This is a genomic window from Rhodococcus sp. AQ5-07 (assembly GCF_009707305.1).
In the GTDB taxonomy this organism is placed as follows: Bacteria; Actinomycetota; Actinomycetes; order Mycobacteriales; family Mycobacteriaceae; genus Rhodococcus_F; species Rhodococcus_F erythropolis.
This window is the reverse complement of record NZ_CP046099.1, coordinates 3565429-3579513: the sequence shown is the minus strand read 5'-3', so window position 1 is coordinate 3579513 and position 14085 is coordinate 3565429. Positions and strand designations below refer to the sequence as shown.

Genomic DNA, 14085 nt, shown 5'->3' with positions numbered 1-14085 from the left:
CATGTCAATCGAGATGGCGTCTGCCGAGATAGCATCGATGCTCTTGGCAGACGGGCGTCTGCCTACCGGCGGTCACGCTCACTCGTCGGGGTTGGAACCGGCACTGGCGGGCGGACTCCTACAGAGTCAGGTCCCCGACTTCATTCGCGGTCGACTCGAAACAGTGGGACTTGTCGAGGCCGCTGCAACGGTGGTCACGCGCCGCTGGGCCGTAAGTGCCGGTGGTGCAGGCGAACTCGAGGACATCTCGAGGGAACTGCTCGCTCGGACGCCCAGCGCGCCGCTGCGTGAGGCGTCGATTCAGCTCGGACGTGGGCTGGCCAGGCTGGCGTCGCGATTGTGGCCGCAGCACCCCGCGGTGCAGATGCTCATGGCGCTGCCTGGGCATCCGATGCGTCCGCTCGCGTTGGGAGTCTTCACGGCGATCTCCGGGATGGACGACCTACAGGCAGCTAGATCTTGTTTGTACGACGACGCTCAAACGGTGGCGTCGGCGGCACTGAAGCTACTGCCGGTGGATCCGGCAGAACCGGTCGAATGGTTGCTCCGAGCAACCCCGACCATCGAAACCGTCGCCGCGGCTGCCGTAGCAGTCGAGGGCGTCACAGATATACCCGCAACAACAGGACCGTTGGTCGAACAATGGTCACTCGAACACCACGCTCGATCCAGGAGGATTTTCCGTGCTTGACAACCTGAACAACACCACCACTGCTGCAAGAGGTTTGAGGCTCGGCGTTGCCGGCCCCGTCGGCACCGGCAAAAGTACCCTCATCGCCACCATCTGCCGCGAGCTCGCGTCGGAGTACGAGATCGCGGTGGTCACCAACGACATCTACACCGACGAGGACGCGCGACTGTTGCGCGCGGCCAACGTACTTCCGATCGAGCGCATCGTCGCAGTCGAGACCGGAGCGTGCCCGCACACGGCCATCCGTGACGACGTGACGCCGAACCTCATTGCGGTCGAAGACCTCGAGCGTCAGTTCCATCCCCTCGACATGGTGATCGTGGAAAGCGGCGGTGACAACCTGACCGCCACGTTCAGCCCGGCACTGGTCGACGCCCAGATCTTCTGCATCGACGTCGCGGGCGGCGGAGACGTCGCACGTAAGGGTGGTCCCGGAATCGAGCGGGCAGATCTGTTGGTGGTCAACAAGATCGACCTGGCCCCGTACGTCGACGTCGACGCGGTCCAGATGGTGGCCGATGCCACGGCCGCGCGAGACGGACTTCCTGTTCTCGCGCTCAGCCAGAAGGATCACGCGACGATCGACCAGCTCAGTGCGTGGCTTCGCCAGGTCATCGCAGCTCACCGCGCGGGTAGTCACACCCCGCAGGATCCGGGGCCGATGGCGCCGCACTTCCATGCCGATGAAGAAGACCACGGACACGGTCACGGGCACAGCCACTCTCACGCTCACTGATGCGCACCGGAGCTACGCGGGTCGTCGTCGAGAGAGTGGGTGACACCGCTGTTGCGCGAGAGCTGATCTCGGGCGACTTCCTGGCCCCGCGGTTCGTCGACGCTCGCGGGCTCACCGTGCGAATTGCCTTGGTAGGGCACAGTGCAACGCTGCTGGCCGGCGACGACCTGTGTATCGAATTCGTAGTCGCTCCGGGTACGTGCCTCGAGGTGATCGAGCCGTCGGGGACCGTCGCGTACAACGCGCGTGGCGGCCGGGCGTCGTGGTCGGCTTCGGCGAGCGTCGGCGCCGGTGCGGCGCTGATCTGGCGCGCGGCACCGTTTGTCGTCGCGGGCGGCGCGGATGTGACCAGGCGCGTGGATATTTCACTGGAATCCGATGCGGTTGCGCTGCTCGACGAGATGATCGTGTTCGGCCGGACCGGCGAAACCGGCGGTGCCCTTCGCTCGGATCAGCGCATTACCGTCGACGGTGACGCGCTGCTCGTGGAAACACTCGACCTGCGTAGCGTGCCGGGCCGTTCGCTGCCGGGAATTCTCGGTGGCCATCGCGTGCTCGGTACGACCATGCTGTTGGGGATCAAGACTTCCGACGACGTCGAAGGGCACGTGACGCCGCTGGCGGGAGCAGGGATGCTGGCACGGGCCGTGGCCGATCACGCACACGAGGCGAGCGCAGCGTTGGATCCGATCTGGTCGCAGTGGCGTGGGCGGGTTTCGCAGCAGTACAGCGACTGATTCGCCCGACCGTCACACTTCGGGAGGCTGCGTCGTCCAGTATGTGACCAGGCCGAAGAGAGCCGGGCGCACGGGTTTGACGGAGGCATCATGCAGATTGTTGTTCTGGGCGGAACCGGCCAGATGGGAAAGCTGGTCGTCGAGCAGGCGAAAATCGGGGGCCATGACGTCGTCGCCGCCGCTCGATCGACGGGAGTCGACATCTCCACGGGTGCGGGGTTGGACGAAGCATTTGTCGGTGCCGACGTTGTCATCGACGTGAGTGATCACGTCACCAACAGTGCCAAGAAGGCGATCGAGTTCTTCGAGACGGCAGCGAAGAACATCGCCGCGGCCGAAGCCAGAGCAGGCGTTAAGCATCACGTGCTGCTCTCGATCGTGAACTGCGACGATCCGCAGTTGGAGTCCTTCGGGTACTACCAGGGAAAGGCCGCGCAGGAACGCGCGGTGGAAGCGTCGGGCATTCCCTTCACGATTCTGCGATCCACTCAGTGGTTCGAGTTCGGCGAGAAGACCATCGCGCTCTTCGGACTGGGGCCGGTCGCGATGGTTCCCCGGATGCGCTCCCAACCGATAGCGGCGAAGACCGTCGCCGAGGCTCTGGTGACGTGCGCTCAGAACGGTCCGACCGGGAGGGCTCCAGATCTCGCCGGGCCTGAGGTCCTCGAGATCCCGGCCATGACGCGTGAGATTTTGAAATACCGTGGCCGACGCAAGTGGCTGATCCCGATCTCGATGCCGGGAGCGGGTAAGGCGATGAAGGGTGGGGCGCTGCTGCCCGGGCCGGGATCCACAACTGCAGGACCCACGTTGAAGACCTGGTTACACGAGAACTGAATAGGAAAGGCGGCCGCGCAAGTGCGCGGCCGCCTTTTACTCACGTGGACGGTTGGGTTCAGAGATCCGGGTACGAGGTGAGGTTGTCGACCTTCTCGGTGGTTTCCGGCTCTTCGGGCAGCTTGCCGGTCACCAGGAAGATGACGCGTCGGCCGACCTCGACGGCGTGGTCGGCGAACCGCTCGTAGAAGCGGCCGAGCAGCGTGACGTCGACTGCGGCGGCAACGCCGTGCTTCCACTCGCGGTCCATGAGGACGGTGAAGAGGTGGCGGTGGAGGTCGTCCATCGCTTCGTCTTCTTCGCGCAGGCGGGCAGCGCGCTCGGGGTCGCGGGTCTCGAGGACGACCTTGGCGGCCGCACCGATGGAGACAGCGATGCGTCCCATCTCGGCGAAGTAGCCGTTGACCTCTTCGGGAAGTACGTGGTTGGGATGTCGGCGGCGCGCGATCTTCGCGACGTGCAGGGCGAGTGCACCCATGCGGTCGATGTCGGCGACGATCTGGATTCCGCTGACCACCGAGCGCAGATCTCCGGCAACGGGAGCCTGCAGGGCGAGCAGCGCAAACGCGCGCTCCTCGCAAATGGTGCTGAGTTCGGTGATCTTGTCGTGTTCGCCGATTACTTGTTCTGCCAGGGACAGGTCTGCCTGGAGCAGGGACTGGGTGGCGCGCTCCATAGCGGCACCTGCCAGTCCTGCCATCTCGCCGAGCGTGTCTGCAAGCTCGGTCATCTGTTCGTTGTAAGCCACGCGCATGAGGTCAGAGCCTACGTGCCGTGAAAGACCAAGTCACAAGCACCAGGTGAACGCAAGGTGAATGAACGCGTGTCAGTCGCAGGTGGTGTCGCCTGCGTTGACGCTGGCGATGTCGGCGGGCAGAGCCGTCGAGGTGCTGGTGTCGACCGATGTCGGATTTGCCGCCAGGATGGTCCCCGGGTCCGCGGGGGCGACGACGGTGCCGGCGAAATTGCTTCCGACGACGACCTCGATCATGTCTCCCATGCTCGGAGCGAGAACGAGAACCGCACCGGGAATCGACGACGCGACAGTGACCGCTTCAGCCTCGTAACCTGCTGCGTAACGCACGACGGTGGTCGAGGCTTGAGCATTCGCCAGGCCGGTGGCTGCGCTGAAGTTGCCGACCGTGGAGATCTGGAAACCGTAGGCTGCGAGGCTGTCGGCGATCGTCGCGGCCTGCCCGGCGATTCCCGACGCGTTGGAGACGTCGACCGAGATGTTGTAGGCGCTCATCGCTTCGACGGAAGTGGCGGCGGGCGGCGTGCTGGACGTAGGAGCGGTTGTCGTGGAACTGGTCGACGACGGTGTGGTGTCCTCGCGCTCTTCACCCGGAAGCGGTTCGTCGTCGATGATCGCCTGGAAGAGGGACTTGATCTCGTCGGTGCGAGGAATCTCGTTTCCCCAGTCGTTGGTGCCGTCCGTGGGGACCGTCAAGAACGTCACCGCGCCCGCGTCGACGTTCTGCAGCGAACGGCCGAGGGTGACCAGCGACTTCGTGTCGATGTTCTCGACGAACGTGTCGCTGGTGAAGGCGTTGATGAATCCGTTGAGCTTGCTCGGATTCAGGAGGACCTGGTTGGACAGGGCCGAGCGGAGCAGCGCCGACAGGAACTTCTGCTGACGGGTGATGCGTCCGTAGTCGCCGTTACCCTCGGCTTCGACGTGGCGCGCACGCACATAGTTGAGGGCGGTACGGCCGTCGAGCATCTGCGTTCCGCCGGATGCGAGGACGGTTCCGAGGATGCCGTCCTCGATCGGTCCGGGGGAGCAGACGTTCACGCCGCCGACGGTGTCGACCATGCGCTCGAAACCGGCGAAGTCCATTCCGACGAAGTGCCCGATTTTCAGGCCGGACATCTTCTGGATGACCTTGACCAGGCACTTGGGACCACCGAGTGCGTACGTCGCATTGAGCTTGTCGCCACTGGCAGCCGGGAAGGTTTCGCTGGTGTACTTGCCGGCGTCGTTGTCCCAACCCTGGCAGATCGGACGTTCGACGTCGAGGTCACGCGGGAAGGAGACGGCGACGACGCGGCTTCGGTCGGCGGGAATGTTCACCAGCATGACCGTGTCGGCTCGGGCGCCTTCGGCGTCTTCGACGGTTCCGGCGCCGATCTCACCGCTCGCGCCGGCGCGGGTATCGGTGCCGATGATCAAGTACGTCTCGTCGCCGAGCTGGCCCCCGGCGTCGATGATGTCGTCGGACTCGGTGTCGAGTGCCGCAATCTGATCGAAACCGCCTTCGACCGACCGCAGATAACCCCAGACGACGCCGGTCAACGCGAGAGACATGACGGCCAGGAACGCTACTGCCGATCGGCCGATCACTTTTGCGCGATGGCGGCGGCGAATCTTGCTTTGCGCCAGACGGGTAGCGCCGGTGTCACCGACTACCCGCGGCACTGCGGAGGTGACGGGATGTTCTTCGGTGATCCAGTCCGCAGCGGCAGGCGGGACGGTCGGGCGCGCGGGAATCGGCCGGGCCGGGGGCGGCGCGGACGCTGATGGAGGTGGAGTCCTGGGTGGCGCGGATTTGGTCGGCGCTGCCTTGGGCGGCGCAGCCGGGGCAGGTGGCGGCTTCTTGTCGCCTACCCGTCGGACCAACTCGGCGACCGAAACAGAGTCGTCGGTCGGAGGCGAATCCCGGCGGCCGGTCCGTCCACTGCTGCGACGCTCCGGGGGACTGGGTGGTTGCGGTGCTGGTCGTCGCTGGGGTGTGGCAGGGCGCTGGGGCGTTGCCGGTTGGTCCGGTCGGGCGTTGCGGAAGCGCTTGTCTGCGAGCGGACGTTCCCAGGGGGCGCGGCTCTCGGGCGGAGGTGGGCCCGAATCGTGATCATCACCCACCGATGCAACCTGTCCCGTCGTCGACTGTCAGTAACTCGTCATTCAGATGCCGGCGTCAACCGGTTGTCGACGAAGCTGGAGCCATATTACTGGTGAATCCTGAGTGCTTCACTCAGAAAGTGATGAGAGTAATCCGACGGCGTGTTCTCGCTAGCCACCGGAGTGCATCATGTCAGCCCCGACCGGCACAAGATCGTCCTCGGGATCGTCGAGCCAACCTTCCGGAAGTGCTACCTGACCGGGCGAGCCTTGGCGACCCCGCGGACCTTCGGCGTCCTTGGGGAACGGGACGTCGTGATCGAGCTGTCCGAGCAGGTCGTCCAGTTCGGACAACGTGCTGACCAACGCCATCGAGACCCGCAGATCCGATCCGACCGGGAACCCACGCATGTACCAGGAGACGTGCTTGCGAAGTTCGCGCAAGCCCTTCATCTCGCCGTGGTGTGCGGCGAGCAGCTGGGCGTGACGGGCGATGATCTTGGTGACTTCGCCGAGCGTCGGCGGCGTGGCGATCTGTTGTCCGTTGAGAGCTGCGCTGAGTTCCGCGAACAGCCATGGCCGTCCGAGGCAGCCACGTCCGACGACGACGCCGTCGCAGCCGGTCTCGTTCATCATCCGGGCAGCATCCGAAGCATCGAAGATGTCACCGTTGCCGAGGATCGGAACGTCGGTGACGTGTTCCTTGAGACGCGTGATCTCGTTCCAGTCAGCAGTGCCGGAGTAGCGCTGCGACGCGGTACGTGCGTGAAGTGCGACGGCAGCAGCGCCTTCAGCTGCGGCGATCCGGCCGGCGTCGAGGTGCGTGTGATGTTCGGGGTCGATGCCGACGCGCATCTTCACAGTGACCGGAATATCGGTGCCCTCGGTCGCGCGCACAGCAGCCGCGACGATCTGTCCGAACAGCCGACGCTTGTACGGCAGCGCGGAGCCACCGCCCTTGCGGGTCACCTTCGGGACGGGGCAGCCGAAGTTCATGTCGATGTGATCGGCCATGTTCTCGTCGACGATCATCTTGGCCGCGGCGTAGGTCGTATCCGGGTCGACTGTGTACAACTGCAGCGACCGGGGCGTTTCGGTCGGGCCGAACGTGGTCATGTGCATCGTGGCCGGCTGGCGCTCGACGAGCGCACGTGCCGTGACCATCTCGCAGACGTAGAGGCCGGACGTGCTGCCTGCACGTTCGAGTTCGAGTTCACGGCACAGCGTGCGGAAGGCGACGTTGGTGACGCCCGCCATGGGGGCGAGGACCACGGGGCTGTGCAGCTCGAGTGAACCGATACGTAGGGATGACATGTCTACCTCTGAACAAATACTTGTGACAATTGGAAGTGCCCGGTACCGAATCCGGTACCGGGCACAGAATAGCTGGTGAAACTAAGAAGCCTGCTGTTCGCGCTTGGCGGCTTCGCGTGCGAGCATGCGATCGCGCTGTTCCTCGAACTTCGTCGCGTTGGCGGCAAGGGTCTCGAGGAAGGCCGCCAACTCTTCGCGCGTGTTCTCGCCTTCGGCACTGAAATCGTTGCGCTCGAAGATGTTCCACTTGCGCAAGACGGGCCAGACGACCTCGTCGAGGTGCTGGCGAAGGTCGTAGATGCCGTGCTTGGCCATGAGAGCGCCGTTACGACGGAAGTTAGGCATGCCGGCGCCCGGCATCTGGAAGTTCTGGACGATGTTCGCCACAGCCTTGAGAGCCTGATCGGGAGCAAGATCGAGCGCGGCGGCGCAGATGTTGCGGTAGAAGATCATGTGCAGGTTCTCATCAGCGGCGATGCGCTGAAGCATCTTGTCGGCAATCGGCTCGTCGCAAGCCTTGCCGGTGTTGCGGTGGCTGACGCGCGTCGCGAGTTCCTGGAAGGTCACGTAGGCGACCGAGTGCAGCAGGCCGGCGTCGCCCTCGTCGATGGGTGCGCTGTAACCGTTTGTCATGTGTTCCATGCGGAAGCGCTCGAGCTCAACGGGGTCGACTGCGCGCGTGACGACGAGGTAGTCACGCATCACGATGCCGTGACGGTTCTCCTCGGCGGTCCACCGGCCGACCCACGTTCCCCAGGCGCCGTCCTGCGAAAAGTTCTCGGCGATCTCGCGGTGGTACGAGGGCAGGTTGTCCTCGGTGAGCAGGTTGGTGATCATCGCGGCGCGAGCTACCTCGCCGAGCTGTGACTGCTCGAGACTCCAGTCTTCGCCGCCCATGGCTGCGAAGTTACGACCCTCGTCCCACGGAACGTAGTCGTGTGGATGCCATTCCTTGGCCATGGAGATGTGGCGGTTGACGTTCTCCTCGGCAACCGGCTGCAGCTCTTGTAGCAGCTCCAGCTGCGTCAGAATCCTCGTCATTTCTTGCCTCCATGTTGAGTGAATGCGCGACTTCGCCCCAGCCTACGGCACCGTAGGTTTGAAAAGAATGGCATGAAAATTGCTCCCCTCGAGGGATGTTACCGATCCGTAGTTATCCGGGGGCACTTTCACTACCAAGTCGTTCTTTCGACGTAGTCGCGGAACGTCCGGGCGGGATCGGACAGCTCGCGGCTCTTCGACCAGATCAGCCCTATTTTTCGCTGGGCTCCTTCGATCGGTACGTAGACGACTCCTTCGGCCCAGATCGGTGGATCCTGAACCGGCATGACCGAGACACCGAAGGACGCGGAGACCAGTCCGCCGACCGTTGCCAGCTCGCTGCTCTCGAAGACGAAATTCGGCGTGAATCCTGCGGCCGCGCACAGTTCATCGAGAATTCTTCGCATCCCGAAGTTCGGATGCATACCGATGAACGGTTCGTCGGCCGCGTCCGCAAGCTCGACCGAATGCAACTTCGCAAAGCGATGATCAGCCGGAACAGCCAATGCCAGTGACTGCTGGGCGATCTGCATCCATGCCACCTGCGGATCACGCGGCTGCGGCGAGACGACGGCCAGGTCGGACGTGCCGGCGGCAATTCTGTCGACCAGGAACTGCGCACTGTCCTGATGCAGTTCGAATCGCACTCCGGGATGCTCGACGCGGTATCCGCGCAGCATGTGCGGCACCAACCAGGTGCCGAACGAGTGGAGGAAGTCGAGCCGGACCGTGCCGCTTTCGGGGCTCGCCAGCGACTGGATTTCGCTCTGCGCCGCGTCGAGTGAGTGAAGAGCGGTGCGAGCGTGTCGGTAGAGGATCTCGCCGTACCGGTTCAGTTCGAGCCGGCGTCCCTGACGGTCGAAGAGCGTCACTCCGATCTGTCGTTCGAGGCGTGCGAGTTTGCGCGAGAGTGTCGGCTGCGACAGGTGAGTCAGATCCGCGGTAGCGGTCACCTGTTGGGTTTCGGCGAGAACGACAAACCATTCGAGGTCTTCGGTCAGCATCACGAACCCAATCTATATACCTATGACGCATATAGAACTCCAAGTTTATGCATTTTCTTTTGTCGAAGCGCGGCGGGAGGATTCTTACCGGAGGTAAGCGATGCCTGGAGGTATGTGGTGACTGTCGAGAATGTGATCGAATCCGAAGTGGTGCCGCTTCGCCGCGGAACACCGGGGTATCGCACGGTGACCGTTGCGTTGTTCGCGGCCGGGCTGTCGACATTCATCTCGATGTACGCGGCACAGGCATTGCTGCCTGCGTTCGCCGAAGGCTTCGACGTCTCGCCCGCGGTGTCTGCACTTTCGGTCTCGGCGACGACGGGCATGTTGGCGTTGGCGATCATTCCGGCCAGTGCGCTCTCCGAGCGGTTCGGTCGCACACGGGTGATGATCGCGTCGGCGTCGGCATCCTGTGTGATCGGTTTGCTTCTGCCACTCAGTCCGACGATCGAGGTTCTGCTGATCGGACGCGCGGCGCAAGGCTTGGCTCTGGCGGGGGTCCCGGCGGTGGCGATGGCCTATCTGGCCGAGGAGGTCGATCGCAAGGACCTCGGTGCAGCAATGGGAAGGTACGTCGCCGGCACGACGATCGGTGGGCTGATCGGACGGCTGGTTCCGTCGGCCGTCGTCGATTTCAGTACGTGGCGCTGGGCATTGGTGACTGCGGCCTTGCTGTCAGCGTTGTTCGCGCTCAACATGATCCGGAAGCTCCCCGCGTCGAAGTTCTTTCGCCCGCAACCGGTGTCGGTGCGTGCGATCGCGTCGAATCTACGACGCCACCTTGCGAACCCGTCGCTGCGCACGCTTTTCGCCTTGGGGTTCATCCTCATGGGCGGATTCGTCTCGATCTACAACTTCCTCGGGTTTCGGCTCACGGCAGCTCCTTTCGGACTTCCTGAAGCACTTGTCGGCCTGGTCTTTCTCTTCTACCTCGCCGGAACTTTCACCTCAACGGTAGCCGGCGGGGCCTCGGACCGGCTGGGTAGGCGCAGTGTTCTGCTCGGCTCGGTTGTTGTCATCGGTATCGGTCTGGCACTGACCGTTCCGGACAATCTGGCGTTGACTCTCGTGGGGATGCTGCTCTTCACCGGAGGATTCTTCGCGGCACATTCGGTGGCCAGCGGTTGGGTGGGGCTGATCGCGACCGATCACCGGGCCGAGGCGTCGGCGTTGTATCTGTTTGCCTACTATGCGGGTTCGTCCGTGGCGGGCGCCCTCGCTGGTCTCGCATACGCGGGCGGCGGTTGGGGTGGGGTCAGTGCCTTTGTGGGCGCGCTGCTGTTGGTTGCGTTTGCATTGTCGCTGAAGATGTTTCGATCTTCGACGGTCGAATGACAGAGCACTGCGGCGACCCCGAACGGGATCGCCGCAGTGCGTTCTGTCTAGCGTCTTACTTCTTGCCGCCGCCGAGGAGGCCTCCGAGCAGGTCTCCGAGGCCGCCGCCACCGGATCCACCCAGGATGCCGCCGAGTGCGCCGCCGATGCCGCCGCCGGAATTGCCGCCACCGCCGAGAATTCCGCCGAGGAGATCCCCGAGCCCGCCGCCACCGGAGGCCTGGGTCTGCGCGCCGGCGCCGCCACCGGTGAACTGCTTGGCGAGGTAGGCCAGGACGATGGGAGCGAGGATCGGCAGCAACTGCTTCACCAGATCGTTTCCACCGCCGCCACCGACACCGCCCAGTGCGCTGGCGACCTGATCGGTGTTGCCGCCGAAGATGTTCGAGACGATCTTCTGACCGTCAGCGGTGTCGACTTTGCTGATGTCGACGCCGTCGTCGAGAAGGCTGGTGTCGGCGTGCGACTGCAGCGCACTTTCGAGTGAGGCTGCGCCTGCGGGATCCTGAGCGTTGGCGCCGAGGCCACCGACGAGGGTCGGAAGTGCAGTCTTGACCGCCGATTCGGCAGTTGCCTGGTCCACGCCGAGTTGCTGCGCGATCTGGTCGATGGGGATCTGGGATAGAAGGTCGTCAAGCGATGCCATTGATGCCCTACCTCTTCTGGGGTACTACTCGTCAGTACCCGGCTGTTGCAGACACTAGTGAATGTCGGCGTCGACGGTAACCCTCCGGTTGCCGAGCGGTCAGGCTCGGGTCTTCTCGCGGGGGACCAGACACGCTAGGAGAGCGAGAATCAGTCCGCCGGCCGTCAAGATGAATCCTGTCTGATTTGTCAGGATCGTGGAGTAGTTTTCCCTGATGACATTGTCGAATTGATCGTTCACTCGGTAGTAGAACGTGCCCAGAGTTCCCAATCCCACGATGATTCCGATCCACGCTGAAATACGAGAACCGAACAAAGCGGCGATCAGAATCAATACGGCTGCAGCGAGCAGAAGTATCGCCATCGAACGGTAGAAGGTCACGGACTGATCGCCGAGTTGCTCGATTGCCCACCCGGCCGGAAAACCGTCCCGCAGGTCCTCGAGGCGAACGTTGTTGGGTTTGACCCCGGCCAGTACGTACATGAACGAGCCGACGGCAACGGCGATTCCACAAATGAGCAGAACCAGATGAACTAACGTGCGCATGCCACTCTCCCTGTGTTCGGAGTTCGGTAACGCGGTCGTCGCCGAGCCTAGCTGTGTCGCGGGTGTCAAGCTCGGTATCGAGCGTGCAGAATCGTCTCCATGCCCGACAACATGCGTCGACTCGAAGAGATCTCGTTGTCCCTGCCGGAGGCGGAGCGCGTCGACATCGAAGCGTGGGACGGTCACCCGACCTTCCGGGTCCGCGGCAAGAACTTCGTGTTCTGCAACGTCGAAGCCACCTCCTTGACCGTCAAGTTGAGCAAGGAGGAAGCCGAAGCGGTGGTGGCCACCGAACCAGGTGCAAGCGCTGCCGGCTACGGTCTCGGTCGACACGGGTGGGTTGCGCTCGACATCGGCACCGACGTTTCCGAGGAGAAATGGTCGCAACTGGAGGAGTGGATCTACACCTCGTTCACCCTCGTTGCTCCGAAGCGGCTTGCCCGGATCGTTCTCGATGCGGATGAGGAACGCCCGTAACGGATAGATTCGTCAGTACAGACGCCGACTAGACGAGGATTTGTCATGACGACACCGGAAACTTCACCGGCCACCGAAAAACCGGGCATGCCGCCGTGGGCGAAGAAGGCCATCGGGATCGCAGTGATGGCGGTGGTCCTGGTCATCGCTTACTTCATCCTTGCCGCCTTCCTTCCGCGTTGGTGGGCGCAGCGAATTGCGTCGTTGGCGAACGGCAGCTTCAGCGCCGGAATCGCGTGGGGACTGCTGTTCGGTCTCGTCTGCACCCTGGTCCCGCTCATCTTCTTCCGAGCGGTCTGGCAGGTGCGCAAGCGCAAGCATGCTCGAATCATCCAGATCACGGCTCTCGCGTTGGGTGTGATCTTCGCGCTGCCGAACCTGCTCTCTCTGACAGTTGTTCTCGGCAACAACAATGCAGCGCATGCGGGCGAGCGGATCCTCGACGTCGACGGCCCCGGTTTCCGCGGAGCCTCCGTTGTCGGTGCAGTCCTGGGCGTTGCGTTGTTCCTGGGTCTTGTTGCGCTCGGCTATATGTACAAAAAGCGTGGCAAGGATCTCGACAAGATGCGCGGTGAGCTCAAGCAACACGAGCCGCAGAGTAAGGGCGAGGCTCCAGCCCCGGAAATCTGAGTCAGCTCTTCGACCGAGTACTCAGGCCGACACCGACTCCGACGGTTCCCGCCGCCACCAGTCCGGCGAGCGGGACCGCCCAGTGTCCGGCAAATGTGCAGGCGAGAACCAGGATTGCGCTCACCGGTAGAACAGCCTGCTCGATCCTGTCACGCTTGAAGTGTCGTGAGTGCATGAGCCACACGAAGATCAGGAACATCGCGGCGGGGATCGTGACCGCGGCAGATGCTGCGAACGTCGAAATGTGCGCCTCGCCAACTGCTTCCTCGACGGCTACTTCGATGCCGGCGCCGATGGCCGCAGCGGATCCGAATACGAAGTAGTGCCCGTATCCCCACAACAGGACGGCGCGATTGCCCTGGTCTGCGAGGTACTCGTGGATCGGGACGGCGAAGTAGATCCACAACGCGGAGAACACGATCAGAACTCCGCCGACAGCAATCGGAATCAGTAGGTCGGCGGCGTCGAAATCACGAATGCCGGATTGGACCGCGATGGTGGCGGCAGCAATGGTTTCGCCGAGCATGATGATGGTGAAGAGGCCGTAGCGTTCGGCGATGTGTTGCGGGTGCCACGGAGTCTGATGGTTGCGCTCGGCGATTGCCGGCACCGCGAGTTCGGCGATCATGAGAACGAAGAAGCCGGGTATCCACGCCGACGCCGGCATCAGGAGCAGCACGATCCAGCCGGCCTGGACGATCACGAGCCCGGCGGCGTATTGCAGAGCAGTGGTTCGCGCTGCACCGGATTCACCGCTGGCGGCTCGAAGCCATTGGCAGGTGAGCGCAATTCGCATGATGAGGTAGCCGACGATGGCCGTCGTACGGTCGGTTCCGTCGAATGCGTCGGGGATTCCGGCGGCGAAGACGAGCACGCCACAAATCTGTACGAAGGTCGCGACCCGGTAGGGGACGTCGTCCGTGTCGTAGGCAGACGCGAACCAGGTGAAGTTCACCCACGCCCACCACAGCGCGAAGAAGACGAACATATAACCGGCGATGCCGTCGACGTAGTGGCCCTCGGCAACAGCATGCACCAGTTGAACTCCGGCCTGTGCGGCCGCAACCACGAAACACAGGTCGAAGAACAGTTCGAGTGGCGTCGATGCGCGATGGTTCTCGTCGCGGCTGCGTGCGCGCATCCGGATGATCGGCATAACGGCCCGGCCGTGGCCCGCGCCTGTACTGGTGTGTTCTGTCATCGTCCCCACCTTGCTCCGACGTCTAGTGCAGGAGCGCAGTCTAGGGCGAAT

The 14085-nt window shown here is 63.4% G+C and carries 15 protein-coding genes; 7 read left to right on the top strand and 8 right to left on the bottom strand.

The features are described 5' to 3' along the window. Position 1 precedes the first annotated feature (1 nt). From GJB56_RS16470 to GJB56_RS16455, 4 genes are all read left to right on the top strand, one after another. Positions 2 to 691: an urease accessory protein UreF gene (locus GJB56_RS16470; protein WP_113682471.1), complete on the top strand. Its 690-nt coding sequence runs from the start codon at positions 2 to 4 to the stop codon at positions 689 to 691. Next, a complete protein-coding gene (ureG, locus tag GJB56_RS16465) occupies positions 684 to 1427 on the top strand; it encodes an urease accessory protein UreG (RefSeq protein WP_020908922.1) in 744 nt (247 codons plus the stop codon). Before GJB56_RS16470 ends, ureG begins: the two co-directional genes overlap by 8 nt. Beyond that, the gene (locus tag GJB56_RS16460) at positions 1427 to 2164 is read left to right on the top strand and encodes an urease accessory protein UreD (RefSeq protein WP_230090995.1); all 738 of its coding nucleotides are present in this window, start codon (positions 1427 to 1429) and stop codon (positions 2162 to 2164) included. The genes ureG and GJB56_RS16460 overlap by 1 nt, the downstream gene beginning before the upstream one ends. Positions 2165 to 2254: 90 nt before the next feature. Next, entirely contained in the window at positions 2255 to 3001 is a 747-nt protein-coding gene (locus GJB56_RS16455) for an SDR family oxidoreductase (protein WP_113682469.1), read from the top strand. A gap of 58 nt (positions 3002 to 3059) precedes the next feature. On the opposite strand, the gene phoU is transcribed toward GJB56_RS16455, so the two are convergent. The 5 genes from phoU to GJB56_RS16430 all read right to left on the bottom strand — a co-directional run bounded on the left by phoU (position 3060) and on the right by GJB56_RS16430 (position 9202). Continuing rightward, the gene (gene phoU, locus GJB56_RS16450) at positions 3060 to 3755 is read right to left on the bottom strand and encodes a phosphate signaling complex protein PhoU (protein ID WP_003940130.1); all 696 of its coding nucleotides are present in this window, start codon (positions 3753 to 3755) and stop codon (positions 3060 to 3062) included. A gap of 72 nt (positions 3756 to 3827) precedes the next feature. After that, on the bottom strand, positions 3828 to 5861 hold the full coding sequence (locus GJB56_RS16445; RefSeq protein WP_230090994.1) for an LCP family protein: 2034 nt from the start codon (positions 5859 to 5861) through the stop codon (positions 3828 to 3830). Between the two features lie 150 nt (positions 5862 to 6011). Beyond that, on the bottom strand, positions 6012 to 7154 hold the full coding sequence (dusB, locus tag GJB56_RS16440) for a tRNA dihydrouridine synthase DusB (RefSeq protein ID WP_003939756.1): 1143 nt from the start codon (positions 7152 to 7154) through the stop codon (positions 6012 to 6014). An 81-nt stretch (positions 7155 to 7235) separates the two neighbouring features. After that, on the bottom strand, positions 7236 to 8195 hold the full coding sequence (locus GJB56_RS16435; RefSeq protein WP_003940492.1) for an acyl-ACP desaturase: 960 nt from the start codon (positions 8193 to 8195) through the stop codon (positions 7236 to 7238). 131 nt (positions 8196 to 8326) lie between these two features. Continuing rightward, entirely contained in the window at positions 8327 to 9202 is an 876-nt protein-coding gene (locus tag GJB56_RS16430; protein ID WP_021332119.1) for a LysR family transcriptional regulator, read from the bottom strand. Positions 9203 to 9316: 114 nt separating this feature from the next. Here GJB56_RS16430 and GJB56_RS16425 point away from each other — a divergent pair, with 114 nt between their 5' ends. Continuing rightward, on the top strand, positions 9317 to 10534 hold the full coding sequence (locus tag GJB56_RS16425; RefSeq protein WP_113682867.1) for an MFS transporter: 1218 nt from the start codon (positions 9317 to 9319) through the stop codon (positions 10532 to 10534). Between the two features lie 55 nt (positions 10535 to 10589). On the opposite strand, the gene GJB56_RS16420 is transcribed toward GJB56_RS16425, so the two are convergent. Both GJB56_RS16420 and GJB56_RS16415 read right to left on the bottom strand, forming a co-directional pair. After that, positions 10590 to 11180: a DUF937 domain-containing protein gene (locus tag GJB56_RS16420; protein WP_003940105.1), complete on the bottom strand. Its 591-nt coding sequence runs from the start codon at positions 11178 to 11180 to the stop codon at positions 10590 to 10592. A gap of 99 nt (positions 11181 to 11279) precedes the next feature. Continuing rightward, on the bottom strand, positions 11280 to 11726 hold the full coding sequence (locus tag GJB56_RS16415) for a hypothetical protein (protein ID WP_020970602.1): 447 nt from the start codon (positions 11724 to 11726) through the stop codon (positions 11280 to 11282). A 99-nt stretch (positions 11727 to 11825) separates the two neighbouring features. Between GJB56_RS16415 and GJB56_RS16410 the strand changes: the two genes are divergently transcribed. Both GJB56_RS16410 and GJB56_RS16405 read left to right on the top strand, forming a co-directional pair. Continuing rightward, entirely contained in the window at positions 11826 to 12203 is a 378-nt protein-coding gene (locus tag GJB56_RS16410) for an MmcQ/YjbR family DNA-binding protein (protein ID WP_007733864.1), read from the top strand. A gap of 45 nt (positions 12204 to 12248) precedes the next feature. Continuing rightward, the gene (locus GJB56_RS16405; RefSeq protein WP_019745075.1) at positions 12249 to 12833 is read left to right on the top strand and encodes a hypothetical protein; all 585 of its coding nucleotides are present in this window, start codon (positions 12249 to 12251) and stop codon (positions 12831 to 12833) included. A 1-nt stretch (position 12834) separates the two neighbouring features. On the opposite strand, the gene GJB56_RS16400 is transcribed toward GJB56_RS16405, so the two are convergent. After that, a complete protein-coding gene (locus GJB56_RS16400; RefSeq protein ID WP_078377362.1) occupies positions 12835 to 14034 on the bottom strand; it encodes a low temperature requirement protein A in 1200 nt (399 codons plus the stop codon). Positions 14035 to 14085 lie beyond the last annotated feature (51 nt).

Coding starts and splice junctions, on each gene's coding strand:
- GJB56_RS16470 (WP_113682471.1), top strand. CDS start 2: ATGTCAATCGAGATGGCGTCTGCCGAGATAGCATCGATGCTCTTGGCA.
- GJB56_RS16405 (WP_019745075.1), top strand. CDS start 12,249: ATGACGACACCGGAAACTTCACCGGCCACCGAAAAACCGGGCATGCCG.
- GJB56_RS16420 (WP_003940105.1), bottom strand. CDS start 11,180: ATGGCATCGCTTGACGACCTTCTATCCCAGATCCCCATCGACCAGATC.
- GJB56_RS16435 (WP_003940492.1), bottom strand. CDS start 8,195: ATGACGAGGATTCTGACGCAGCTGGAGCTGCTACAAGAGCTGCAGCCG.
- phoU (WP_003940130.1), bottom strand. CDS start 3,755: ATGCGCGTGGCTTACAACGAACAGATGACCGAGCTTGCAGACACGCTC.
- dusB (WP_003939756.1), bottom strand. CDS start 7,154: ATGTCATCCCTACGTATCGGTTCACTCGAGCTGCACAGCCCCGTGGTC.
- GJB56_RS16455 (WP_113682469.1), top strand. CDS start 2,255: ATGCAGATTGTTGTTCTGGGCGGAACCGGCCAGATGGGAAAGCTGGTC.
- GJB56_RS16410 (WP_007733864.1), top strand. CDS start 11,826: ATGCCCGACAACATGCGTCGACTCGAAGAGATCTCGTTGTCCCTGCCG.
- GJB56_RS16460 (WP_230090995.1), top strand. CDS start 1,427: ATGCGCACCGGAGCTACGCGGGTCGTCGTCGAGAGAGTGGGTGACACC.
- GJB56_RS16400 (WP_078377362.1), bottom strand. CDS start 14,034: ATGACAGAACACACCAGTACAGGCGCGGGCCACGGCCGGGCCGTTATG.
- GJB56_RS16415 (WP_020970602.1), bottom strand. CDS start 11,726: ATGCGCACGTTAGTTCATCTGGTTCTGCTCATTTGTGGAATCGCCGTT.